Here is a 21,011-nt window from a genome sequence, read left to right as displayed (position 1 = left end):
TAGAGAGCAAGTGCACTTACTCTCTATTTTTATCTCTATGCTGCTCTTATCATTTCTATGTGTGGGATGTTATCGAGTAGAAAAGGTTCTGATGCTTTAACAAAACCGTGTCTCTCGTAATATCCTTGTAGATGAGCCTGAGCTTCAATCTCAATTGGCTGCTGAGGCCATAATTCACTAGCAAACGCGATCGCTTGCTCGAGTAATTGGTGACCCAAGCCATTTCCACGAGCACTTTCCAGTGTAATGACGCGACCAATACTCGGTGATCTAAAGCTGACTCCCGGTGCTAATAAACGGCAGTAAGCAATGAGTTCTCCAGAGCGAGTTGCCAATAAATGCTTAACGCCATTGAGTCGGTCTTTGTTATCTAATTCATGGTAGGGACAGTTTTGTTCGACAATAAACACATCGACTCGTAAACGGAGTATGTCGTAAAGCTGGTTGGTGGTCAGTTGTTCAAAGTTTAAACACTGCCATTGTATTGTATCGTTCGTGGCGTCCATGGTGTTTCCATCTCTTTCAGTCATACCCCATTCGAATCTGGGTATTGGTATGGGTTTACTGTCGTTACTTAACTATTGTTACTTAACAGTTGTTAATTAACTGAGGTAACGGCGTAAAAGCTCATGGGGCACTTTATCACACAGATGGGAAAAGTGTTGCTGAAAGAGCTGCCAACGCTCCTCTGCACTAAATAGACAGTTAAAGCGAAGCTTTTGAGTGTATTGCAACGCATATAATTCAAATAAACGAATATAGAGCTGAGGTTGGCTTTGGCGCCAAGCTAAAAGCGTATCCAGTGGTAACTCGATTAAACTCACCTCCGTTAATGACTCAACCAAACAGTCGCTCGGTTCATCCAACACAAGGCTTTCGCATGGAATAATCCATTCCTGCTCGTAGATAAGCTCTTTGGTGATCTCTTGTCTATCATCCGTGAGATAACTGGAATGGCATAGACCGGAATTGAGCCAATAAAGCGAATCAGGATGTTCCCCTTGATGATAAATAATGTGCCTGGTGGGTAGCTCTATGATTTTCCCGATATCACATAACGACGTTGCATCAGACTTAGAAAATCCATGCTGGGTTAAGTAATCAAAAAATGGCTGTTCAAGCATCAGAAAATCCTCATAAAAATGCCGTTACGGATTAGGTAACGGCACATACTAATCGGTTAAGAATGAACGATCACTCTTTTTGTAGTCCGATACGATAGACCGCAAACCCAGTATCATCGAGTCCAACTTTGGTCATAGGATACTGTTTTTTCAGTTGGATAAATTGTGCAGCTTTGTCACTTGGCGATGTTTCAAAGCGGATATCCAGTTTAGTGTGGCTCACTATTGGCGCAAATGACCAGTTATTGTCTGCACTAGGCGTGACTTCTCCTTGCTCTTTACTGACTCGGGAGATGTAATTGGCAACCACGGTACGGTTTTCATCTGGTGCATCAAAGGCAACGTATTGAGCGCCGGTACCGGCAAATTTTTCACCATAAGCACGATAGTTATTCGTAGCGACGATGAAATTTTGCTTCGGATTAAGTGGTTTACCTTGATAGGTCAGGTTAACGATTCGAGATGAATTGGGATGTAATGGCTGACATTCACCATCAAATTTTGCAGGTTGAGTAACATCGATCTGATATTTGATCCCGTCAATCACATCAAAGTTATACGTTCTAAATCCATCCCAGTTGATCAATGGTTGCGCCTTAGTGGTGGTGGGATCAATTTGATTAAACTGACCAGCCGAGCATTCGAGCCAATCTTTGACTTGTTGGCCAGTGACTTTTAAAGCAACAAGGGTATTGGGATAGAGGTAAAGATCCGCTGCATTACGAAACGACAGCTGACCGGCTTCGACTTCTGTGTAATTGGATGGATCATTTTTACGCCCGCCCGCTTTAAAAGGAGCGGCGGCAGAGAGTACTGGTAAACCGTCCAGATCTGGATCACCTTGAATAAACTGTTTCACATAATCGGTTTGTGCCAAGTTAACGATCTGAATGGTAGGATCATCTTGTACTAGTGCTAAATAGCTGTACATCACATCATTTGCTTTACCGATTGGTTGGTTAACAAATTGGCGAGTCGCGGCATGGTCTGCTGCAAGTGCTTTGACAATCGTGGGATCGGCTTTAGCGAGAGAACGGCTAGTTGCGCTATCAAAGATAGGTCTTGCTTCGGATTGCCCTGTGGTTACTTGCCATTTTCCTTGTTGCTTTGACAAGGTCAGATCAATCACACCGACATGGCTACCCCAGCGACCCGGCATCACTGATGCCACACCATTAATTGTCCCTTTCACATCATCGACATTAGGTAAATGTTCAAAACCCTTACCCGGGAATACGGCGTGCGCGTGACCAAACGCGATCGCATCAATCCCTTTTACGGTAGAAAGATAATAAACCGAGTTTTCAGCCCCCACTTTGTAGGGATCGGTAGAAAGACCAGAGTGAGGAATGGCGACGATCACATCCGCACCTTGCGACTTCATTTCTGGTACTAATTTTTCAGCGGTCTCTTTAATATCTTTGACCACCACTTTTCCAGCGAGATTTTTCTTATCCCAAACCAATATTTGTGGTGGAGCAAATCCGATATACCCGATTTTAAGTGTCTGCATATGGCCATCGGTATCTTGCAAACGGTAGGTGCGAATCAGATAGGGAGTAAAAAAGTGCTCACCTGTTTTTGCATCGTAAATATTGGCATTAATGTAGGGGAATTTAGCATCATTGATGCTCTCTTTTAGAAAATCGATACCGTAGTTAAATTCGTGGTTACCAAAATTGCCGACTTCATAAGGAAGCGTATTCATCGCTTTATAAACAGGATGAACTTCACCCGGTTTAATCCCTTTCGCTGCCATATAGTCGCCCATCGGGCTCCCTTGAATGAGATCGCCATTATCGATAAACAAGGCATTTTTCACTTCACTTTTTGCTTGTTTCGCTACAGTTGCTGCACGATCAAGGCCAATTTTTTCCGAAGGTTTATCTTTGTAATAATCGTAATCCATTACGTTTGCATGGATATCAGTGGTTTCGATGATGCGAAGTTTCAGAGTTTCAGCCATCGCAGCACTAGAGAGAGACAAAAGTCCACACAGCACTGCAATCGAAAGAGGTTTTGGTGCCACTGTCATTTCCTATTCCATCCATATTTATGAGAGTAAAAACACTATTACCATAACAAATTTGCCGGAAACAAAGAGTTAAGCGCACAGCAAATTGTGATGTTACGCACCTCAATGCTTAGTCTGTAACCCTTGTGCAACAATGACTTGTCGTCAATTTTTCCTCTCTAATGCTTCAACTGTGCCAATCTCTTATCAATTTTTCGAATAAAAAATGAAATTATAGAATTTCAAGTAATAAATTCGACTCAGCATAATGCTCAGCATGAATTGAGTAAGGGATGACAAAGATGGCAGACGTTGTAGACGTGTCTTCATCAGTAAAACAGGCACCAAGACTAGTTTCGATTGAAACGGGGGCATTAAGCCAAGCGATAAGTCGATTATCACCAAGCCAATTACGTTCTGGCGAAGTGGCATTAGTGGGTGCAGGACCTGGTGACCCAGAATTGCTCACTGTAAAAGCGCTCAACTTTTTGCAGCAGGCAGATGTGGTGTTGTACGACTACCTAGTATCAGACGAGATCATGTCCTTGATACCGAACGATGTCATCTTAGTGTGCGTTGGTAAACGTGCTGGTCATCATAGTGTTCCTCAAGACAAAACCAACCAGCTCTTGGTGGATTTTGCCAAACAAGGACATCGAGTGGTGCGTATTAAAGGTGGCGATCCCTTTATGTTTGGTCGCGGTGGAGAAGAGCTAGAAGTTTTGGTCGACGCGGGAGTCCGCTTCCATGTCGTTCCTGGCATCACCGCAGCAGCAGGCGCAACGGCTTATGCTGGGATTCCACTCACTCACAGAGACTTTGCTCAATCCGCTTTATTTGTGACTGGACACAGCAAGTTAGAGTCACAAGACGTGGATTGGTCAACCTTAGCTCGTGGCAACCAAACCTTAGTGATTTACATGGGGTTGATGAAGTCACAAGAGATAGCAGAGCAACTGGTTCACCATGGTCGTAAGGCATCAACACCGATAGCGATCATTGAGCGCGGCACACAAGCTGCGCAGAAGGTGTATCGCGGAGAGCTCGCTCAATTGGCGCAATTAGCAAAGCAGGCAGAATCGCCAGCGTTAATTGTAGTCGGTGAGGTGGTTTCTCTGGCAGATAAGCTGCAGTGGTTCGGGCAAAACACTCAGACAGAAGCTCAATTCCAATACGCTTAAAGACATTACTCATATTGCAAGGGTCAAAGGGCCAAGCCCATCGGCAAACTAAAAGGAAGCAATAAGATGGATCAACAACGCTTAACTCATTTGAAAAAACTTGAGGCTGAAAGCATCCATATCATCCGTGAAGTGGCAGCGGAATTTTCCAATCCAGTGATGATGTATTCGATTGGTAAAGATTCTTCTGTCATGTTGCACCTAGCACGTAAAGCATTCTATCCAGGGAAGCTTCCATTTCCACTTCTGCATGTGGATACCAACTGGAAATTCCAAGAGATGATCAAGTTTCGTGATGAAACGGCGAAGAAATACGACTTAGATTTGATCGTGCATAAGAACCCAGAAGGCTTGGCTATGAACATTAGCCCATTCGAAAACGGTTCTAAACACACTGACGTGATGAAGACTCAAGGCCTTAAGCAAGCACTCAACAAATACGGTTTTGATGCAGCATTCGGTGGTGCTCGTCGTGACGAAGAAAAATCGCGTGCGAAAGAGCGTGTTTACTCTTTCCGCGACAAAAACCATACCTGGGATCCAAAGAACCAACGTCCAGAGCTTTGGCACACGTATAACGGCCAAATTAACAAAGGCGAAAGCATTCGCGTTTTCCCTTTGTCTAACTGGACCGAACTGGATATCTGGCAATACATCTATCTAGAAGGGATTGAAATCGTTCCTCTTTACTACTCTGCTGTTCGTCCAGTGGTTGAGCGTGATGGCATGCTCATCATGAAAGATGATGATCGTTTAGAGCTACTTCCTGGTGAAGAGTTACAACATAAGAGTATTCGTTTCCGTACCTTAGGTTGTTACCCATTGACTGGTGCGGTTGAGTCGAAAGCGCAAACTCTGCCAGAAATCATCGAAGAGATGCTGGTTACGACCTCAAGTGAACGTCAAGGTCGAGCGATCGATCACGATCAGTCAGGATCGATGGAATTGAAAAAACGTCAAGGTTACTTCTAAGGATCTAAGGAATAGAGAATGAATAATGCAGTTCAAGCTCAACTTGCTGAGCTAGGTATTGAAGGTTACCTCAATCAACACCAACACAAATCATTACTGCGCTTCCTAACCTGCGGATCCGTAGATGATGGTAAAAGTACACTGATTGGTCGTTTGCTTCATGACTCAAAACAGATTTATGAAGATCAACTTGCCGCAGTGCGTTCAGATAGCCAACGTGTCGGGACTACCGGCGATCGTCCTGACCTTGCTTTGCTGGTGGATGGTCTACAAGCTGAACGTGAGCAGGGCATTACGATTGATGTGGCTTACCGTTACTTCTCAACTAAAAAACGTAAGTTCATCATTGCGGATACCCCAGGACACGAGCAATACACTCGCAACATGGCAACAGGTGCATCAACGTGTGATGTCGCTGTTATTTTGATCGATGGTCGTAAAGGCGTTTTGGATCAGACTCGTCGTCACTCATTTATCTCTAATCTTCTTGGGATCAAGCACTTCGTGGTTGCGGTCAATAAGATGGATCTTGTCGATTATGCACAAAACCGTTTTGAAGAGATCAAACAACAGTACCTTGAGTTCTCAGAGCATCTCCGTGGATCGACTGATATTAAGATCATTCCGATTTCTGCATTAGAAGGGGACAACGTTGTAGATCGCAGTGCCCATATGAGTTGGTACGAAGGTCCTACACTGCTTGAACTCCTTGAAGATGTGAATGTCGATGAACCAAAAGGCAATGAAGAATTCCGCTTCCCTGTCCAATATGTGAATCGTCCTAACCTCGATTTTCGTGGTTTTGCTGGCACTATCTCGTCAGGCACAGTTGCGGTTGGCGACAAGATCAAAGTGCTTCCATCAGGTAAAGAATCAACCGTTGCCCGTATTGTGACCTTTGATGGTGACTTGCCAAGTGCTCAAGCCGGATTAGCTATCACTCTGACATTGGCCGACGAAATTGATATCAGTCGCGGTGACTTAATTGTCCATCAGAATGCCGAAGTGGCTCAGACTAACCACCTGCTTGCGGATGTGGTGTGGATGACGGATAAACCACTGGAAGCGAACCGTGATTACGACATTAAGATTGCAGGTAAGAAGACAGTAGGTCATATCGAATCTGTACGTTACCAGTACGATATCAATACATTAGATACATTCTCAGCCAGTTCATTACCGCTTAATGGCATTGGTCTTTGTGAATGGGCATTTAATGAAACCGTCGCACTCGACCAGTACTTAGATTGTGCTGATACCGGTGGCTTTATCATCATTGACCGTTTAACCAATGTCACTGTTGGTGCAGGTATGGTGCGTGAAAGTCTGCATAAAGTAGCGGTAGATGCAGGTCAGTTTAGTGCTTTTGAGTTGGAACTAAACGCCTTGGTTCGTAAGCATTTCCCTCATTGGGGTGCAAAAGATCTTAGTCAATTGATTAAGTAACCATCTGAGGGGAGCGTCCGCTCCCCTCTCATAAGGACGCGGTATGTGGGAACAGGGTCTGGTTTTAGCTATTCTGATTATGATTATCGCGTGCTTATTACTGACGCGTATTAAACCTAGCATTATTTTTGCTGGTGCTGCATTTGTTGCTTACCTCTCTGGTCTGATGGATGTTACTGCGTTAGCTGCGAACTTTACTAACTCATCACTGGTGACGTTAGTTCTTTTGATGTTAGTTTCAGCGGCGTTAGAAAAGACGCGTCTTATCAGTTGGGTAAGTCGCAGTATCTCAAAGGGTCAGTTAGGGACAGTTATCGCCAAATTAGGTTTATCAACGGCATTTTTATCATCGTTTACTAACAATACGGCTGTGGTCGTCTCTTTGATTGGGGCGGTAAAACGCAATCAGCAACATGCACCATCTAAGTTATTAATTCCGCTCTCTTATGCAGCGATTTTTGGTGGCACGTTAACGCTCATTGGTACGTCTACTAATTTGATTATTAACAGCTTTGTTGAAAATGCTGGTCTACCAGGGCTTAACTTTTTTGCTCCAACCATGATTGGTTTGGCGGTGATGGTGGCTTGTGTCCTGATAATGATTCCATTGAGTTATTTTCTGCCTAATACCGATGAGCAAACCCAAGACGATTTGCCTTATTTTCTCGAAGCCATTGTAGAAGAGAGCTCTATATTGGTGGGGCGCAGCGTGGCTGAGAACAACCTGCGTGCACTCCGTAAACTCTATTTGGCTGAAGTGATTCGTGACGGAGAAAGTCTTCCTTCTGTTAAGCCAGATTTTGTACTGCAAGCCAATGATCGGCTGCTGTTCTGTGGCGACGTGGAAAGCGTTTCAACCTTACAAGAAATTCCTGGATTAACGCTGTTTGGGCAACAGGCTTTGAATGGTCAAAACTTTGTTGAAGTTGTGATCGGCTCATCGGCGAGCATTTGCGATAAAACTTTAAAGTCGAGTCACTTCCGTGAAAAGTTTGATGCGGTGGTGGTGGCTATTCGCCGTGGTCATGAACGTTTAGATGGTGGTTTAGGTAATATCGTTTTAACGGCAGGCGACACGTTAGTTCTTGTTCCTGGTAAACGCTTTGAGGAACAAAGAGATAAGAACAGCCGTGAATTTGTTCTGATTAACGATCTCGACACCAGTGCGCGCCTTGATAGCGTAAAGTCACTGTGTGTGCTGGCTGGATTTTTAGCAGTGATCATCGCTGGGTTGCTGCATGTTTTACCGATCATCAAAGGCTTAGCTATCTATTTGATCGTGTTACTGGCAACGGGCATTTTGCATATCGGCGAAGTTCGCCGCCGTTTCCCGATCGATATTGTGGTGATCGTAGGATCGGCGTTGTCGATGGCACAATTGATGATTTCAACCGGCTTATCGCAGCGCATGGGTGATCTTTTCATTCACGCATTTAATGGCTGGGGAGCGTTTGGGGCGATGGTGGCAACTTACTTGATCACTTTAGTGCTTACCGAACTTATCACCAATAATGCGGCTGCGGCTTTAGCGTTCCCGATTGGCTACAGTATGGCGGTAGGCTATGGGGTTGATCCTATGCCATTCATCATGGCTGTGTTATTTGGCGCAAGCGCTAGCTTTATTTCTCCTTACGGATATCAGACTAACTTATTGGTTTATAACGTAGGGAATTACAAACTTCGAGATTACGTGCGTATCGGTATTCCGATTTCACTGGTGTATTCCACCTTGGTTATTGCACTGATTCCGGTCTTTTTCCCATTTTAATCTGAAGAAGGATGACATTATGAGCTCCGCACCAAGTGTGAAAGATGAGAACATCGTGTGGCATCAGCATGCGGTAGATAAACACTTACGAGCAGAGTTGAAACACCAAAAGCCCGCGGTTTTATGGTTTACCGGACTGTCAGGGGCTGGCAAATCAACTATTGCCGGGGCGTTAGAAACGCGTTTGGCTCAGCTGGGATATCATACTTATTTGCTTGATGGCGATAATGTTCGTCATGGATTGTGCAGTGATCTCGGTTTCTCAGAGCAAGATCGTCGCGAAAACATTCGTCGTATTGGTGAGCTTTCGAAGCTTATGGCGGATGCGGGGCTGATTGTGCTGACTGCGTTTATTTCTCCGCACCGAGCTGAACGTCAGCAAGTTCGTGACATGATGCCTGAAGGCGAATTTATTGAAGTGTACGTGAACACATCACTTGATGTCTGTGAATCACGCGACCCTAAAGGCTTGTACAAAAAAGCGCGTGCAGGGGAAATTGCCAATTTTACTGGTATCGATTCTGCGTACGAGGCGCCGCTCTCGCCTGAGATTGATCTGCCAGCAGGTGATGCAAGTATTGATGAATTGGTCGCTCAATGTCTGACGGCACTCAATGAACGAGGCATTATTCGTCAATAACTATCGAGTGAAATCAATATAAAAAACCACCAGTTTGAGCTGGTGGTTTTTTTATGGTTTATACCGTGTGGTGGAACGTGGAGTTGGCATCACTTTGCACCGTAAACTTGATGCTCAATAACGCAATCAGTTGATCGTAGTAGGCGTTGTTGAGTTTATTCCCCAGTAGCCGACACAACTCATTTCCGGTCGGACTAAAGCGATAATAGAGTAGGCGCACGCCTTTGGACGTTGTCTGCAAAGAGAGATTTTTCCCTTGATAGCTTAAGGCTAATGGTGGATCGAGTTCTATTTCCCCTGATTCCAATTCAGTCGCGTGCAATAAGCCCAATTCAATGAGCACTAATAGGCTTGAGTAGGGCAGATTAAAATTGCCGATATTAATGGCTGTGGTGCTGTCGCGTTTGCCTAAACGAAACAAACTGCCATTTTGCGCTTTAAGACCAAACAGCAACTTTAGGCTATGGTCACTGCCAAAGCTGCATGACAATGCCGCTGCACGTTGCAGAATCTGCGCCTCTTTGGGGGTCATATCCTGCAGAACTTTGAGCGCTTTCATTGAGGTGAATCCCGGATTGGTCACTTCTCTTTTCAGTACTTGTGCCCATAAACGCTGCATGGATGAGTTATGGATATCTTGCGCCATATCGAAAAACCGATAGAGCCAATCTTGGTCTGGATCACCAGCGGTTTCGTCGTGGCAAGAAACATGAGCCAGTTTAATGATTTGCTCTAAGTTTTTTTGGCGCACTTCACGTCGCGAGCGTTCACGTTTAAGCGCTCGTTCATAGGGATTATGCTTTGGCGTTTCAGCCTGCAATAACGCGTCGAGTCCTTGCTGCTGAGCAATAGTCAAAATACGGCTGGCACTGTCTTTAACGTAGGTACTTTTCTTTTCGTGATTATTGGCATGGTCGGTATCGGCATCGTGCTCAATCACAACCGGTTGCTTAGGTGCTGACATGGTTTCCCTAAAAACGATGACATTTTATCCATAGAGTAAAATGTACCTGTTTATGCAGGAGGGAGCTAGTGAAAGTCTGGAGTAGAGTGCACAAAATTGCACTATCCAAAATGATAATGATTTGTTAAAATTGTTTCATTGTCTGAGGTGGTTAAAATGAAAAATGTCAAAGCTCTCAGAATGAGAAAGCACCTATCTGTTGGTATTCTTGTGGCAGCCTATGTGGTTGTCTTGGTTTATTTATCCACATTCATAGCATAACAATTTAGTAACATTGTAGGTGCTTAGTCTGTTTTAGCCCTCTTCATCCTCATATGCAGAGATAGCCATCCCTTCGAGAGAATATGCGGTTTCAGCCAAATCCAAGCTCATCGTCTCGGTTTTTAACTTACCCGTAACGTAAATCACATCCCATAGCTCTTGTACGGGTGCTCCCTCTGGGAAACGTACATAGATAATTTGGTTGGGTGGTGGCGGTGGAACGTGGATACAAGCACCAAAGTAAGGAACGAGAAGAAACTCGGTAATTTTATTTTCGTCGCCTTCAAGGGGGATGACGAATCCTGGGATTTTAACCAGCTTGCCATTTAATTCAGGTCGTACATGACCAATCTTCGATTGATTGGCTTGTGCATTGCCTGAATGATCTAACAGTGGCATTCCCTGTTGGTCAAACTGAGCTCGTTCCGATTGAGGAATTAAATCCAGCCAATCCAAGGTTACTGGGTCTGAATTGGCCCAAGCGCCGAATGATATTGCGCTCAATAGCCAGATTAATCCTAACGTTATATAACGTTTTCTCATGATAAATTCCTATAAACGAATGGTCATGCCATCGCTTAACGATTGGCGATACGCACGGATGGCCGGAATAATTCCGATCACCATGCCTGCAATTTGCACATAAGCAATCAAGGTCCATTCATGTAAAGTCAGAGCGGTAAAATCAATTAAGATGCCGTAGTGGGTCTCGATTAATGGTGCTGCGACACCCAACAAGGCATAAAGTACCGCTACGCCAGTTACGATTCCGACCAGAGTCAGAACGCTGGCTTCGCTTACGAGCAGAGTAAATACATGGTGTGGACGAGCGCCCATAGCACGCAAAATCGACATTTCACGGCGGCGCTCCTGTAGACTTGTTAACAGGCTACTGAGCATGCCAAGCAAACCAGCAATCACCACAAATATGGAGACTGCCATTAACGCTTGTTCGGCAACGGACATCATTCCCCATAGTTCATGCAAGGCAACGCCGGGCATGATGGCGCTAAGTGGTTCATAGCGATATTCATTAATCTGCCTCTGGAGAGCGAAGGTTTGAATTTTGGATTTCAAACCCACCAACATCGCGGTAATTTGCTTTGGCTGGAATTGTTGCTGTTCAAGGATTTGAGCATCAGGCGTCGCGCCGATGTGCGCTCCGGATTCCCATCCCACATGAATCGCTTCGATAGCACCAAGTGACACATGGACGGTTTTATCCACCGGAGTTCCCGTTGGCGCTAAGATTCCTACTACGGTAAAAGGCAAATTATCGTGGCGACTAAAGCCAACATCGCTGATACCGTGCGCAATGATGATTTTGCTTCCCACTTTATAACCGAGTTGCTCAGCAACATCGGAACCGATGACCGTATCAAATAGCCCGTGAAATGGTTGACCCGCGGCAAAAGTCAGTGGTTGCTTACGTCCATATTGGTAATGGTCAAAGTAAGCTTGGTTAGTCCCCATAACACGAAACCCTTTATGGGAGTCGCCCAATGAAATTGGTATCGCCCATTTTACTGCGCGGTGATGAGAAAACTCTTCAAAGCTTTTCCAGTCGATATTGTTAGTGGCATTGCCGATGCGAAATACCGAATAGAGCAGCAAGTTAACTTGCCCAGAGCGAGCGCCAATGATCAAGTCTGTGCCTGAAATGGTGTTAGCAAAGCTGCTTTTAGCTTGGGTGCGAATTCGTTCTACCCCCAATAACAACACGACAGAAATAGCCACGGTTAGCACTACCAGCAGTGCGGTGGTTTTACGATTGAGTAAGCTTTTCCAAGCTAGGTTAGCGATCACTTTCATGTTTGCCTCCCGCTTTATTTAATTCAGGTAAGTAAACACTTCGCTTAAACATAGGTTCTAGTGTTGGGTCATGACTGACAAACACTAACGTTGAGCCAACCCGATCCGCTTCTTCTAACAGCAGTTCAATAAAGAGCGTACGAGTATCAAAATCCAAGGCTGAAGTGGGTTCATCGGCGATGATAATGCTGGGTTCACCAATCAGCGCACGAGCTGCGGCAACGCGCTGTTGCTGACCAATACTGAGTTCAGTAACAGGTTTATGCAGTAGCTCTTGGGGGAGGTGCAGACGTTCTAACAGTGCTTTTGCCTTTTGCTTGGCTTGACCCGCGACATTCGTGCGTCGTAACAATGAAAACTGACACGGCAGCATCACGTTATCAAGTACAGATAGATAGGGCAGTAGATTAAACTGCTGAAAAATATATCCGATATGGTCCGCACGAAAGCGATCTCGTTCACTGCCACTTAACTGGTTGAGTGATTGATTAAGCACGGTAACTTGACCTGACGTCGCAACGTTAATCCCCGTTAATAAACTCAATAATGTCGATTTCCCGCAACCACTCGGGCCTTTTATAAATAAGTGCTCGCCTGACTTTACGATGAGCTCAGGGATGTCGATAGTAGCTTGTGAAGCTTTTGGCCACCGATAGGTCACATGCTCTAACACCATGACTGCACTTGAGTTTGAAACTGAATCCATTACCCTTCCTTGAAATTAGGAGTGAGTAACTACTCACTCCATACATGCTATTACAGAGAGATAGTACTGTGACCAGGAGAAAGCTCTAGTGCTGTTTGTTGCTTATCGGTGAGTAAGTTCACATCCAACTCTTTGGTATTGTGGAAGTGAGTGAACCAATGGCTGTCTAACTGCGTAAGTTGGCCAATCTCATCACAATGGAATTGGTATTGAATGTTGAATGCACCGTGTTCATGGTGGTGTTCACCTTCGTGCTCATGCTCGTCACCCTCGTGATGTTCATGTTCATGTTCATCGTCATCGTGGTGTTCATGTTCGTCAGCATCGTCGTGATGGTGTTCATGCTCATCCGCATCTTCATCATGGTCTTCAACAGTATTACTGACCAATACGTCTTCAATGTGACATTTTGCTGTAGTTGAGAGAGAAAACAGCTGAGTTGGATCGTTTAGCAGGTCGAGTGCTTTTTTTACGGCTGCTTTATCTGCATCAGATTGAGGTGCGTGTTCAAAACCGACGACATCAACACCAGGGGCATCAATTTCAATTAAAAGGTCGTTGCCATCTTGGGCAATGTTCATTTCTACGTGACCATGAACATGGGCTTCGTGTTGACGAAATTCTTCTTGGGCGAAAGCGGTTGCTGTCAGTGCGCTAGACAGAGTGATCGCGATAAGCGATTTAGTAAACATGTTGTACTCCTGAAAAATAAATTAAATGTTAGTTCTGTTTCAGAAGTGATGTAGGGGGAGCGCGCGCAATACTTGGTACGAGTTGTACTACCAGAGCTGGCAGTATCGAGTATGAATGCCAAACGGCGTGCGAGCTCCAAACTGGAACATCAGGCACGTGGGGAGGTAAGGCATTATGGGCACTTGAATAGTGCTGGCAAACATGATGGTGATGATGGTCGGCGTCATAATCCGTTTCATGCTGAACAAACGCAACACACAGGCATAGCATGATCAGGAGCGCGCACCAAGACACGATCCGAGAATGCATTCGCCATGTATGCAAAGATTGCCCCATCTTTTACCCGATTCATCAAGTTAGAGAAATGTTATGGTATAACAAATGTGTGATGAGGCAAGTAGTGAACAATTGATTTTGCGAATTAATTTGTTGCTAAATATACCTATGTCATCCCAGACGTGCTAACCGCACAAGAGTTTGATTGTCGTTTGGGAGGAGTGGTTATTCGAGGTGAGTACTCACTAAGTGAATTACCACTTCAATCTCATGCTCACTTAAAGCACCTTCTTTCACAAACAAGACGTTACCTTGTTTATCTTGCACTATGATTGCAGAGCTCTCTGGTTTGAGTTGCCATTGGTGGGCAACTTTACCTTGCTCATCTAACACGACTGAAGACCAAGGGAATTCCTCTTTACCACTGATTGCTGAGGATTTCACAAACGATCCCGTCCCCCAAATGGCGTCATCTTGATTGATGATGGTCGTGGTTTGATATTGGTTGGGATCGAACTCTGCGCGAGTAATGGCTTTCATTAGTGGTTGGTTCATCGCTTTAGCACCACTGCGGCCTGCAATGGCTTGAATGATATGCACTTTGCCTTTCATTTCCTCCGTTGACCAGGTTTGAAATGACGCGTTAGTTTGCTTTAACACGATTTCTCCCAATTGATTCACTTGTACTGGAGGAAGTGGTTTGCCAATGGAGAGAGTGTGGGCGCTGGCAAACAAAGGGAGAGCGGCTAAGAGAAGGGTGCAAGAGAGACGATAGGTCATGGTAGCTCCAGATTGAGTCGGACAACTCTCCTTAGTCGTCGGGAAAAGTAGGCAAAGGCCACGAGATTGGCTCTCATGGCCAAGTTCAATTAGCCTTGCAGACTTGGTGGGAAGCAGATCCCTGTACCACCTAATCCGCAGTAACCATTTGGATTTTTCGCAAGATACTGTTGGTGGTAAGTTTCAGCAAAGTAGTACTCTTTGGCCGGCAAGATTTCCGTAGTAATACGGTCAAATTCGCTGTCAGACAATAGTGCTTGATAAGCGGCTAAGCTTTCTTGAGCTGCTACTTTTTGTGCTTCAGTGTAATAGTAAATCGCTGAACGATACTGAGTACCTAAATCGTTACCTTGGCGCATGCCTTGAGTTGGATTGTGGTTTTCCCAGAAATAATTAAGCAATTGTTTAAATGATAGTTTCTTTGGATCATAAATAATATGAACCACTTCGGTGTGACCAGTTTGCCCAGTACACACTTCTTCGTAAGTTGGATTTGGAGTAAAGCCTCCGGCGTAACCGACAGAGGTGGATACAACACCATCCAATTTCCAGAACAGGCGCTCAACGCCCCAGAAACAGCCCATACCAATGAGGATGTGTTCTTCCCCCTCTTTAGGTGCTGCCGTCATGCTAGTTTGGTTGACGAAATGGGTGTCATCGATGGTCATTGGGGTTGAGCGACCCGGCAATGCATTCTCAGCGGTGATCATCACTTGTTTATCGAGCATACTATTTCCTTTATTCGTGCGCTGATGGAGTGGTTTCTATGCCAATCGAGACGAGCTCTTTGAGTTGGGTTCGATAATTGACCGTTTTCGTACAGACGAAATCGGTGTTTCGCTGTATGATTCAGCTATTAATGATTAGAATCTGCTGAACAACGATGCCCCTTAATTAAGCATGAGACGAACATCTTTTCCAGCGTTTATCTGCGCGATCCTGTTTTCTGCTTCATCTTTCGCCAAAGTTGACCTTGATATTCAAGGTTTGGATGGTGCATTGGAGAGCAATGTACAAGCCTATCTGTCTTCGATCTCGCCAGACGATTACTCCGTCAAGCTGCGTTTTCAATCGCAGCTCGAACAGAAGATTACTGAAGCGCTCAACGCGTTAGGCTATTACCATCCTGACATCAGTTTTTCTGTACCAGAAGGTGAAGAGAAGCTCATCGTGCAAGTCATTCCCGGAGAGGTCACTAAGCTTGTCAAAGTTGACATTCAAATTACCGGTGAAGCTGAGCACGACAAAGATTTTATTCAGTTGGTCGCCCAAAGCGGTTTGAAAGTTGGTGAGCCACTTAATCACGGTAAGTACGATTCTTTAAAAAGTGCACTAGGTAACTTGGCTCTGAAAAAAGGCTATTTCAACGGGAAGTTTACGCAAAACCAGATTGGTGTCTCTCCTGAATTAAATGAAGCCATGGTTACCCTGCATTTTGACAGTGGTATTCGCTATCAATTTGGTGAAACAACCATTACCGGTAGCCAAATTGAGATGGATCGCGTGGCTTCTCTCCAGCCTTATAAGCAAGGTGACTCATACGACGTTTCTGACGTTGCTCGTTTTAACCAAGCACTTTCCAATACTGAATGGTTCTCATCGGTTCTGGTTGAGCCGGATCTAAGTCATATTGATACTGAGCGTCAATTGCCGATGAAAGTGACGTTGGCTCCTCAATCTCGCAACCAGTTAGAAACCGGTTTGGGTTATTCAACCGACGTGGGTATCAAGGGAACCTTAACTTGGAAAAAACCGTGGGTGAATGAACAGGGGCACAGTTTTGATAGCAGTTTTTCTATTTCTGAGCCTGAGCAAGTCATTACCCTTGGCTACAAAATTCCGCTAGAAGATGTGTTGCATCAGTACTACCGATTTTCTTATGGGATGAAGCATGTCGACAGTCGCGATACCCAAAGCCTGGAATCCAACTTGGCTATTGAACGCCACTGGCTGATGGATGATGGTTGGCATCGCACCATTTTTGCTCGCTACCTAATTGAAAACTATGAACAAGGTGAATTGGACGACATTGGTCAATTCGTCTTGCCTGGGGTGACTTATACCCGAACTCGCACGCGCGCTAAAGGAACCTTGTTAACTTGGGGTGATAAAGAAACCATTACCCTTGAATACGGTGATCCGTCCTTTTTCTCTGAAACTCAGGTACTTCGGGTTTTGGCTGGAACCTCATGGATTCGCAGTTATGGAGAGAACCATCGCGGTATCATCCGTCTCGATGGTGGTGCCAACCTAGTGCAAAACTTTGACCGGATTTCACCCTCTCTGCGCTTTTTCGCTGGTGGTGATAACAGTATTCGTGGTTACGGCTATGAATCGATCTCTCCTACCGATTCGTCTGGTGCATTAGCAGGTGCGAAATACATTGCCACAGGCAGTTTAGAATACCAGTATCGTATCACCGGAAATTGGTGGGGCGCGGTCTTTGTCGATTCCGGGGATGCATTCGATACTCTGCCAGACTGGAAAACCGGTACAGGCTTTGGGATCCGTTGGATCTCGCCAGTGGGGCCATTACGTCTTGATTTCGCTTGGGGCTTACAACAGGATCCGGGCGATCAATTCCGCATTCACTTTACTCTGGGGCCTGAACTATGATCCATTTGGCGTTGAAATGGACTCGCTTGGCGTCGGTATTTTGTGTCGCTCTCATTTTAGTGGTTGCGGTGTTCATCGGCAGCTTACTGTTTAGCAATTCTGGTCTTAAGGTGTTGTTAATTGGGGTGCAAAATCTAGTGCCTCAGCTTTCAATTGGATCGTCTGAAGGGGCGCTTTATCCTGAGTTTTCGCTCAAGGACGTCACCTATAAAGATAAATCTCTTGGCGTGGATGTCAGTGCCGATAAGCTGACGTTAGGTATCAAAGGTCACTGCTTGTTAGAGCCTGCCGTCTGCCTGCGCAACGTTGGCATGAAAGGGCTTAAGGTAACGCTCAGTGATCCTCAAGAGCCAAAGACTACTATTGATAAGCAAGATTCTGAGGCTGTCACTGCTATTGCGACACCCATACCTCTGTATGTCAGTCGCTTAGACCTTGATGATATCCAGCTAAACTTGCAAGGTACTCAACTGAGCTGGAAGCATTTATCAACCAGTGCCACCATGCGTGGTAATCATCTGCAGCTAGGGCAAACCGATTGGCAGCAGATTCGTTTGGCGCTGAGTAAAGCAGATGAAGCTTCGCCAAAGAGCACGTCAACTCACGATTCAGAAACCGCAATAACGCTGCCTAGCGTACAAATTCCGTTGCGTGTTTCGCTGCCGCATTTTCGCGTGCAAGATTTTCGTTTCGAGCAAACGACCCCAATGGTAGTCAACTCACTGAATTTAAGTGGTGAAGCCTATCAGCATGATATTTCTATCTCTTCGCTCTCAGTTGTTGCGCCGCAAGGGAGTGCTCATCTCACCGGGCATATTCAGTTAGATCAAAATTACCCACTGAATCTGGCGTTAACCTCTCAGTTAAAAATGGACCCTATCAATGGGCAATCGGTAGCGGCTAACGTCTCTGGCAGCTTAGCGAAGCTTACCGTAAGTGCTAGCCTGCAAGGTCCGGTGACCACAGAAGCCAAGGCCACTCTTCAGGCACTTGAACCGCAACTGCCTTTCTCACTTAAAGTGCAGCAGTTGAGTACACAATGGCCTTTGACGGGGGATGCTCAGTATCAAGTGGATAAAGCCAATTTAACGGCCTCTGGCGATCTTAATCAGTATCAGTTAGCTCTTGATGGTGCAGTGAAAGGTCAACAAATTCCGCCGATAAGTTTGGGCGTGCAAGGTATTGGCAGTTTGACGTCAATCGAGCTCTCCGAGCTTAAAGTCGATGCTTTAGGCGGACAGATCCGTGGCCAAGCCAGCGCAGATTGGAAATCGCTTGCCAATTGGCAGGCGAAACTCGATTTAGATGACATTCAGCCGCAGCGTTATTGGCCACAAGCCGAAGGTCATCTTAGTGGGCATGTTGAAACTGCTGGCCATTTAACGGCAGCTGGTGGATGGAAAGTTGAGCTTCCGGTTCTCTCTTTTGATGGGGATATCCGAGATTACCCACTGCATTTAGCCGGTGAAGTGAGTGCTGGTGATGAACAAGGAAAAGGGCAGTTTGACGTTGTTACGAAAGGTTTAACGTTGGCACATGGTGACAACCATGTTGAAGTTCAAGGTAGCCTAGCTAAACAGTGGAATATGGATGTGCAACTACGTATTCCCGATCTGGCGAAGTCTCTACCGGATACCCAAGGTCAATTACAAGGCACGCTTAAATTTCGTGGCAAAGCGGAGCAACCGGATATTCATCTCGCCATTAACGGTGAGAAGATTGCGTGGCAGAAACAGTTATCGATTCACCAGCTCAATGTGCAGGGAAGTGTTTCTCCTTTGGTTAAACCCACACTTGATTTGGCGCTAAAGGCCAGCAATATTGTTTACCAACAGCATAAAGTAACGTCGGTACAAGTGGCGGTGAAAGGCACAGAAGATCAACACCGTATCGAACTTAACGTACAAGCTCCTGAGCCTAAGCTACAAACCGAAGTGGCGTTTGACGGAAAATTGGTGTTGAAACCATCGATCCTTTGGCAAGGCAATATTGACCATTGGTCGATAGGCTCAGACTTAGGTATGTGGCGATTGCATGACAAGACCTCTTTGGCTATCGATGCCGATAAACAAGAGGTGAGCATTGGGGCGCATTGCTGGAATGATGGTAAAGCGGCCATCTGTTTAGATAAGCCGACTACGGTAGGAAAATCGGGCTCTGTTGCACTCTCTGCTCATCAGATGGATTTTCAACAAATTGCCATGTTCCTTCCGCAAGATACTGAGTTGAATGGGGCAGTGGATGCGACGGTTGCCGCAACGTGGGCAGAGCATAAAGCGCCGTTGGTCGATGTCAGCCTTACCCTTGGCAAAGGTCAGGTGGTGCAGCAATTGAATGCGCCTCTTACCGTGGCATGGGATAACGCGAAACTGAACGCTCATCTTGAAGAGAACAGTTTAAAAGCGCAGTGGCAAATCGATCTCACTAAAAATGGCAGTTTAACCGGTCAGGTGGCGATCAAAGACGTGACACAGGCGCAGAAGGAGATGCAAGGACATTTGACCTTAACGCCACTGAATCTCGATTTTCTGGCTAATCAATTCGGTGAGTACAGCAAGGTAACCTCGAATATCGCGACCGATTTAGATTTCAGTGGTGATATGTTGCACCCGAAAGTGAATGGTCATCTCACGGTCGATAATATCGGTGTCCATGGTGATATCTCACCAGTCGATGTTAACTCTGGTAAGGTGAACATCGAATTTAAAGATTATACGGCGCAGCTTAGCTCCTCTATCACGACTCAAGAGGGCGTGTTAGCTGTGACAGGCGATGCAAATTGGGCAGATTTAGAGGACTGGCGTGTGAACGCTCATGTCGGTGCTGATTCTCTCATGATCGATATGCCGCCAATGGTGAAAGCCAAAGTGGTGCCGGACTTATCATTGGCTATGCAGCCGAAGTTGGCGTCTGTCTCAGGTAAAATTTCGCTACCTTGGGGACGCGTAGTCGTTGAAGAACTGCCGAAAAGTGCCGTGAGTGTTTCTAAAGACCAAATCATTTTAGATAAACACTTTAAGCCAGTGACTGAAGAGAATCGCTTCCCATTTGATATCGAAACAGCAGTTTCCATTGATATCGGCAACGACTTTAAACTGAAAGCCTTTGGTTTACAGGCTGGTTTGACTGGGCATCTTAACGTGTCACAGAAAGATAAAGGCCCATTTGTAACCGGCGAGATTAACTTGATTGACGGGACCTATCGCTCGTTTGGGCAAGACCTCATCATCCAAGAAGGTAAAATTGTGATGAATGGAGCGGTCGATCAACCAAATTTGTCGATTACGGCGATACGAAATCCAGACAACATCGAGGATGATGTAACGGCTGGTATCAAAGTGACTGGCTCAGTCGATGAACCACAAGTGACGGTCTTTTCTGATCCAAGTATGCCGCAAGCGAATGCACTGTCGTATCTATTGCGTGGTCAAGATATTGATGGTGAAGCGGGTGGCAACTCGATGACCACAGCATTAATCGGTTTGAGTTTGGCGCAAAGCGGCAAAGTGGTTGGTGAAATCGGGCAGGCTGTCGGAGTGCAAGACTTACAGCTAGATACTGCGGGTTCTGGTGATGACTCTCAAGTGACAGTGAGCGGATATATCTTACCAGGCTTGCAAGTTAAATATGGTGTGGGTATTTTTAACTCCGTCGGCGAGTTTACCGTGCGCTATCGTTTAATGAAGGATTTATATGTAGAGGCGGTATCAGGATTAACCAGTGCGGTCGATATCCTATACCAATTTGAATTTGACTAA

Annotated in this window: 18 protein-coding genes; 7 read left to right on the top strand and 11 right to left on the bottom strand. The window is 45.5% G+C overall.

The window, feature by feature from the left end:
• Nucleotides 1-35 precede the first annotated feature (35 nt).
• The 3 genes from OCV11_RS14880 to cpdB form a co-directional block, all read right to left on the bottom strand.
• Nucleotides 36-506 carry a GNAT family N-acetyltransferase gene (locus OCV11_RS14880; RefSeq protein WP_261893800.1) on the bottom strand — a complete coding sequence of 157 codons (471 nt, stop codon included), beginning with the start codon at nucleotides 504-506 and terminating at the stop codon, nucleotides 36-38.
• Nucleotides 507-602: 96 nt separating this feature from the next.
• Nucleotides 603-1,124 (bottom strand): Crp/Fnr family transcriptional regulator, encoded by a 522-nt coding sequence (locus tag OCV11_RS14875; protein ID WP_261893799.1) that lies wholly within the window; start codon nucleotides 1,122-1,124, stop codon nucleotides 603-605.
• Between the two features lie 70 nt (nucleotides 1,125-1,194).
• Entirely contained in the window at nucleotides 1,195-3,159 is a 1,965-nt protein-coding gene (cpdB, locus tag OCV11_RS14870) for a 2',3'-cyclic-nucleotide 2'-phosphodiesterase (protein ID WP_261893797.1), read from the bottom strand.
• Between the two features lie 281 nt (nucleotides 3,160-3,440).
• Between cpdB and cobA the strand changes: the two genes are divergently transcribed.
• The 5 genes from cobA to cysC are packed head-to-tail and all read left to right on the top strand — an operon-like array spanning nucleotide 3,441 to nucleotide 9,145.
• Nucleotides 3,441-4,319 carry a uroporphyrinogen-III C-methyltransferase gene (gene cobA / locus OCV11_RS14865; RefSeq protein ID WP_261893795.1) on the top strand — a complete coding sequence of 293 codons (879 nt, stop codon included), beginning with the start codon at nucleotides 3,441-3,443 and terminating at the stop codon, nucleotides 4,317-4,319.
• 39 nt (nucleotides 4,320-4,358) lie between these two features.
• The gene (gene cysD, locus OCV11_RS14860; RefSeq protein ID WP_261896315.1) at nucleotides 4,359-5,291 is read left to right on the top strand and encodes a sulfate adenylyltransferase subunit CysD; all 933 of its coding nucleotides are present in this window, start codon (nucleotides 4,359-4,361) and stop codon (nucleotides 5,289-5,291) included.
• Between the two features lie 18 nt (nucleotides 5,292-5,309).
• Entirely contained in the window at nucleotides 5,310-6,737 is a 1,428-nt protein-coding gene (cysN, locus tag OCV11_RS14855; protein WP_261893794.1) for a sulfate adenylyltransferase subunit CysN, read from the top strand.
• A 43-nt stretch (nucleotides 6,738-6,780) separates the two neighbouring features.
• Nucleotides 6,781-8,505 (top strand): SLC13 family permease, encoded by a 1,725-nt coding sequence (locus OCV11_RS14850; protein WP_261893793.1) that lies wholly within the window; start codon nucleotides 6,781-6,783, stop codon nucleotides 8,503-8,505.
• Nucleotides 8,506-8,524: 19 nt separating this feature from the next.
• On the top strand, nucleotides 8,525-9,145 hold the full coding sequence (cysC, locus tag OCV11_RS14845) for an adenylyl-sulfate kinase (protein WP_261893792.1): 621 nt from the start codon (nucleotides 8,525-8,527) through the stop codon (nucleotides 9,143-9,145).
• A 58-nt stretch (nucleotides 9,146-9,203) separates the two neighbouring features.
• Here cysC and OCV11_RS14840 read toward each other — a convergent pair whose 3' ends face one another.
• The 8 genes from OCV11_RS14840 to msrA form a co-directional block, all read right to left on the bottom strand.
• Nucleotides 9,204-10,109: a TIGR03899 family protein gene (locus OCV11_RS14840; protein WP_261893791.1), complete on the bottom strand. Its 906-nt coding sequence runs from the start codon at nucleotides 10,107-10,109 to the stop codon at nucleotides 9,204-9,206.
• Between the two features lie 294 nt (nucleotides 10,110-10,403).
• A complete protein-coding gene (locus OCV11_RS14835; protein WP_261893790.1) occupies nucleotides 10,404-10,913 on the bottom strand; it encodes a DUF3299 domain-containing protein in 510 nt (169 codons plus the stop codon).
• 9 nt (nucleotides 10,914-10,922) lie between these two features.
• Nucleotides 10,923-12,182 carry an ABC transporter permease gene (locus tag OCV11_RS14830; protein WP_261893789.1) on the bottom strand — a complete coding sequence of 420 codons (1,260 nt, stop codon included), beginning with the start codon at nucleotides 12,180-12,182 and terminating at the stop codon, nucleotides 10,923-10,925.
• Nucleotides 12,166-12,888 (bottom strand): ABC transporter ATP-binding protein, encoded by a 723-nt coding sequence (locus OCV11_RS14825; RefSeq protein WP_261893788.1) that lies wholly within the window; start codon nucleotides 12,886-12,888, stop codon nucleotides 12,166-12,168. Before OCV11_RS14825 ends, OCV11_RS14830 begins: the two co-directional genes overlap by 17 nt.
• A 50-nt stretch (nucleotides 12,889-12,938) precedes the next feature.
• On the bottom strand, nucleotides 12,939-13,580 hold the full coding sequence (gene zrgA, locus OCV11_RS14820; RefSeq protein ID WP_261893787.1) for a zinc uptake protein ZrgA: 642 nt from the start codon (nucleotides 13,578-13,580) through the stop codon (nucleotides 12,939-12,941).
• Nucleotides 13,581-13,608: 28 nt separating this feature from the next.
• Nucleotides 13,609-13,890, bottom strand: a complete 282-nt coding sequence (locus OCV11_RS25075; RefSeq protein ID WP_373332796.1) for a DUF2607 family protein — start codon at nucleotides 13,888-13,890, stop codon at nucleotides 13,609-13,611.
• A 192-nt stretch (nucleotides 13,891-14,082) separates the two neighbouring features.
• Complete coding sequence (locus OCV11_RS14815; RefSeq protein WP_261893786.1) at nucleotides 14,083-14,637, bottom strand: YtfJ family protein; 555 nt, start codon at nucleotides 14,635-14,637, stop codon at nucleotides 14,083-14,085.
• Nucleotides 14,638-14,726: 89 nt separating this feature from the next.
• On the bottom strand, nucleotides 14,727-15,365 hold the full coding sequence (gene msrA, locus OCV11_RS14810) for a peptide-methionine (S)-S-oxide reductase MsrA (RefSeq protein WP_261893785.1): 639 nt from the start codon (nucleotides 15,363-15,365) through the stop codon (nucleotides 14,727-14,729).
• Nucleotides 15,366-15,537: 172 nt separating this feature from the next.
• Here msrA and tamA point away from each other — a divergent pair, with 172 nt between their 5' ends.
• Together tamA and tamB are read left to right on the top strand one after the other, a co-directional pair.
• On the top strand, nucleotides 15,538-17,253 hold the full coding sequence (tamA, locus tag OCV11_RS14805; protein WP_261893784.1) for an autotransporter assembly complex protein TamA: 1,716 nt from the start codon (nucleotides 15,538-15,540) through the stop codon (nucleotides 17,251-17,253).
• Nucleotides 17,250-21,011 carry an autotransporter assembly complex protein TamB gene (tamB, locus tag OCV11_RS14800; RefSeq protein ID WP_261893782.1) on the top strand — a complete coding sequence of 1,254 codons (3,762 nt, stop codon included), beginning with the start codon at nucleotides 17,250-17,252 and terminating at the stop codon, nucleotides 21,009-21,011. Before tamA ends, tamB begins: the two co-directional genes overlap by 4 nt.

This window comes from Vibrio porteresiae DSM 19223, assembly GCF_024347055.1.
Taxonomy (GTDB): Bacteria; Pseudomonadota; Gammaproteobacteria; order Enterobacterales; family Vibrionaceae; genus Vibrio; species Vibrio porteresiae.
The sequence above is the reverse complement of the archived record's forward strand: the minus strand, read 5'-3'. Positions and strand labels throughout refer to the sequence as shown.

What these genes read in the sequence shown, in the direction of transcription:
- msrA (WP_261893785.1), bottom strand. Translation starts at nt 15,365, where the DNA reads ATGCTCGATAAACAAGTGATGATCACCGCTGAGAATGCATTGCCGGGT.
- zrgA (WP_261893787.1), bottom strand. Translation starts at nt 13,580, where the DNA reads ATGTTTACTAAATCGCTTATCGCGATCACTCTGTCTAGCGCACTGACA.
- tamA (WP_261893784.1), top strand. Translation starts at nt 15,538, where the DNA reads ATGAGACGAACATCTTTTCCAGCGTTTATCTGCGCGATCCTGTTTTCT.
- cobA (WP_261893795.1), top strand. Translation starts at nt 3,441, where the DNA reads ATGGCAGACGTTGTAGACGTGTCTTCATCAGTAAAACAGGCACCAAGA.
- tamB (WP_261893782.1), top strand. Translation starts at nt 17,250, where the DNA reads ATGATCCATTTGGCGTTGAAATGGACTCGCTTGGCGTCGGTATTTTGT.
- OCV11_RS14880 (WP_261893800.1), bottom strand. Translation starts at nt 506, where the DNA reads ATGGACGCCACGAACGATACAATACAATGGCAGTGTTTAAACTTTGAA.
- cysC (WP_261893792.1), top strand. Translation starts at nt 8,525, where the DNA reads ATGAGCTCCGCACCAAGTGTGAAAGATGAGAACATCGTGTGGCATCAG.
- OCV11_RS14825 (WP_261893788.1), bottom strand. Translation starts at nt 12,888, where the DNA reads ATGGATTCAGTTTCAAACTCAAGTGCAGTCATGGTGTTAGAGCATGTG.
- OCV11_RS14840 (WP_261893791.1), bottom strand. Translation starts at nt 10,109, where the DNA reads ATGTCAGCACCTAAGCAACCGGTTGTGATTGAGCACGATGCCGATACC.
- cysN (WP_261893794.1), top strand. Translation starts at nt 5,310, where the DNA reads ATGAATAATGCAGTTCAAGCTCAACTTGCTGAGCTAGGTATTGAAGGT.
- OCV11_RS14835 (WP_261893790.1), bottom strand. Translation starts at nt 10,913, where the DNA reads ATGAGAAAACGTTATATAACGTTAGGATTAATCTGGCTATTGAGCGCA.
- cpdB (WP_261893797.1), bottom strand. Translation starts at nt 3,159, where the DNA reads ATGACAGTGGCACCAAAACCTCTTTCGATTGCAGTGCTGTGTGGACTT.
- OCV11_RS25075 (WP_373332796.1), bottom strand. Translation starts at nt 13,890, where the DNA reads ATGCATTCTCGGATCGTGTCTTGGTGCGCGCTCCTGATCATGCTATGC.
- OCV11_RS14875 (WP_261893799.1), bottom strand. Translation starts at nt 1,124, where the DNA reads ATGCTTGAACAGCCATTTTTTGATTACTTAACCCAGCATGGATTTTCT.
- OCV11_RS14815 (WP_261893786.1), bottom strand. Translation starts at nt 14,637, where the DNA reads ATGACCTATCGTCTCTCTTGCACCCTTCTCTTAGCCGCTCTCCCTTTG.
- OCV11_RS14850 (WP_261893793.1), top strand. Translation starts at nt 6,781, where the DNA reads ATGTGGGAACAGGGTCTGGTTTTAGCTATTCTGATTATGATTATCGCG.
- OCV11_RS14830 (WP_261893789.1), bottom strand. Translation starts at nt 12,182, where the DNA reads ATGAAAGTGATCGCTAACCTAGCTTGGAAAAGCTTACTCAATCGTAAA.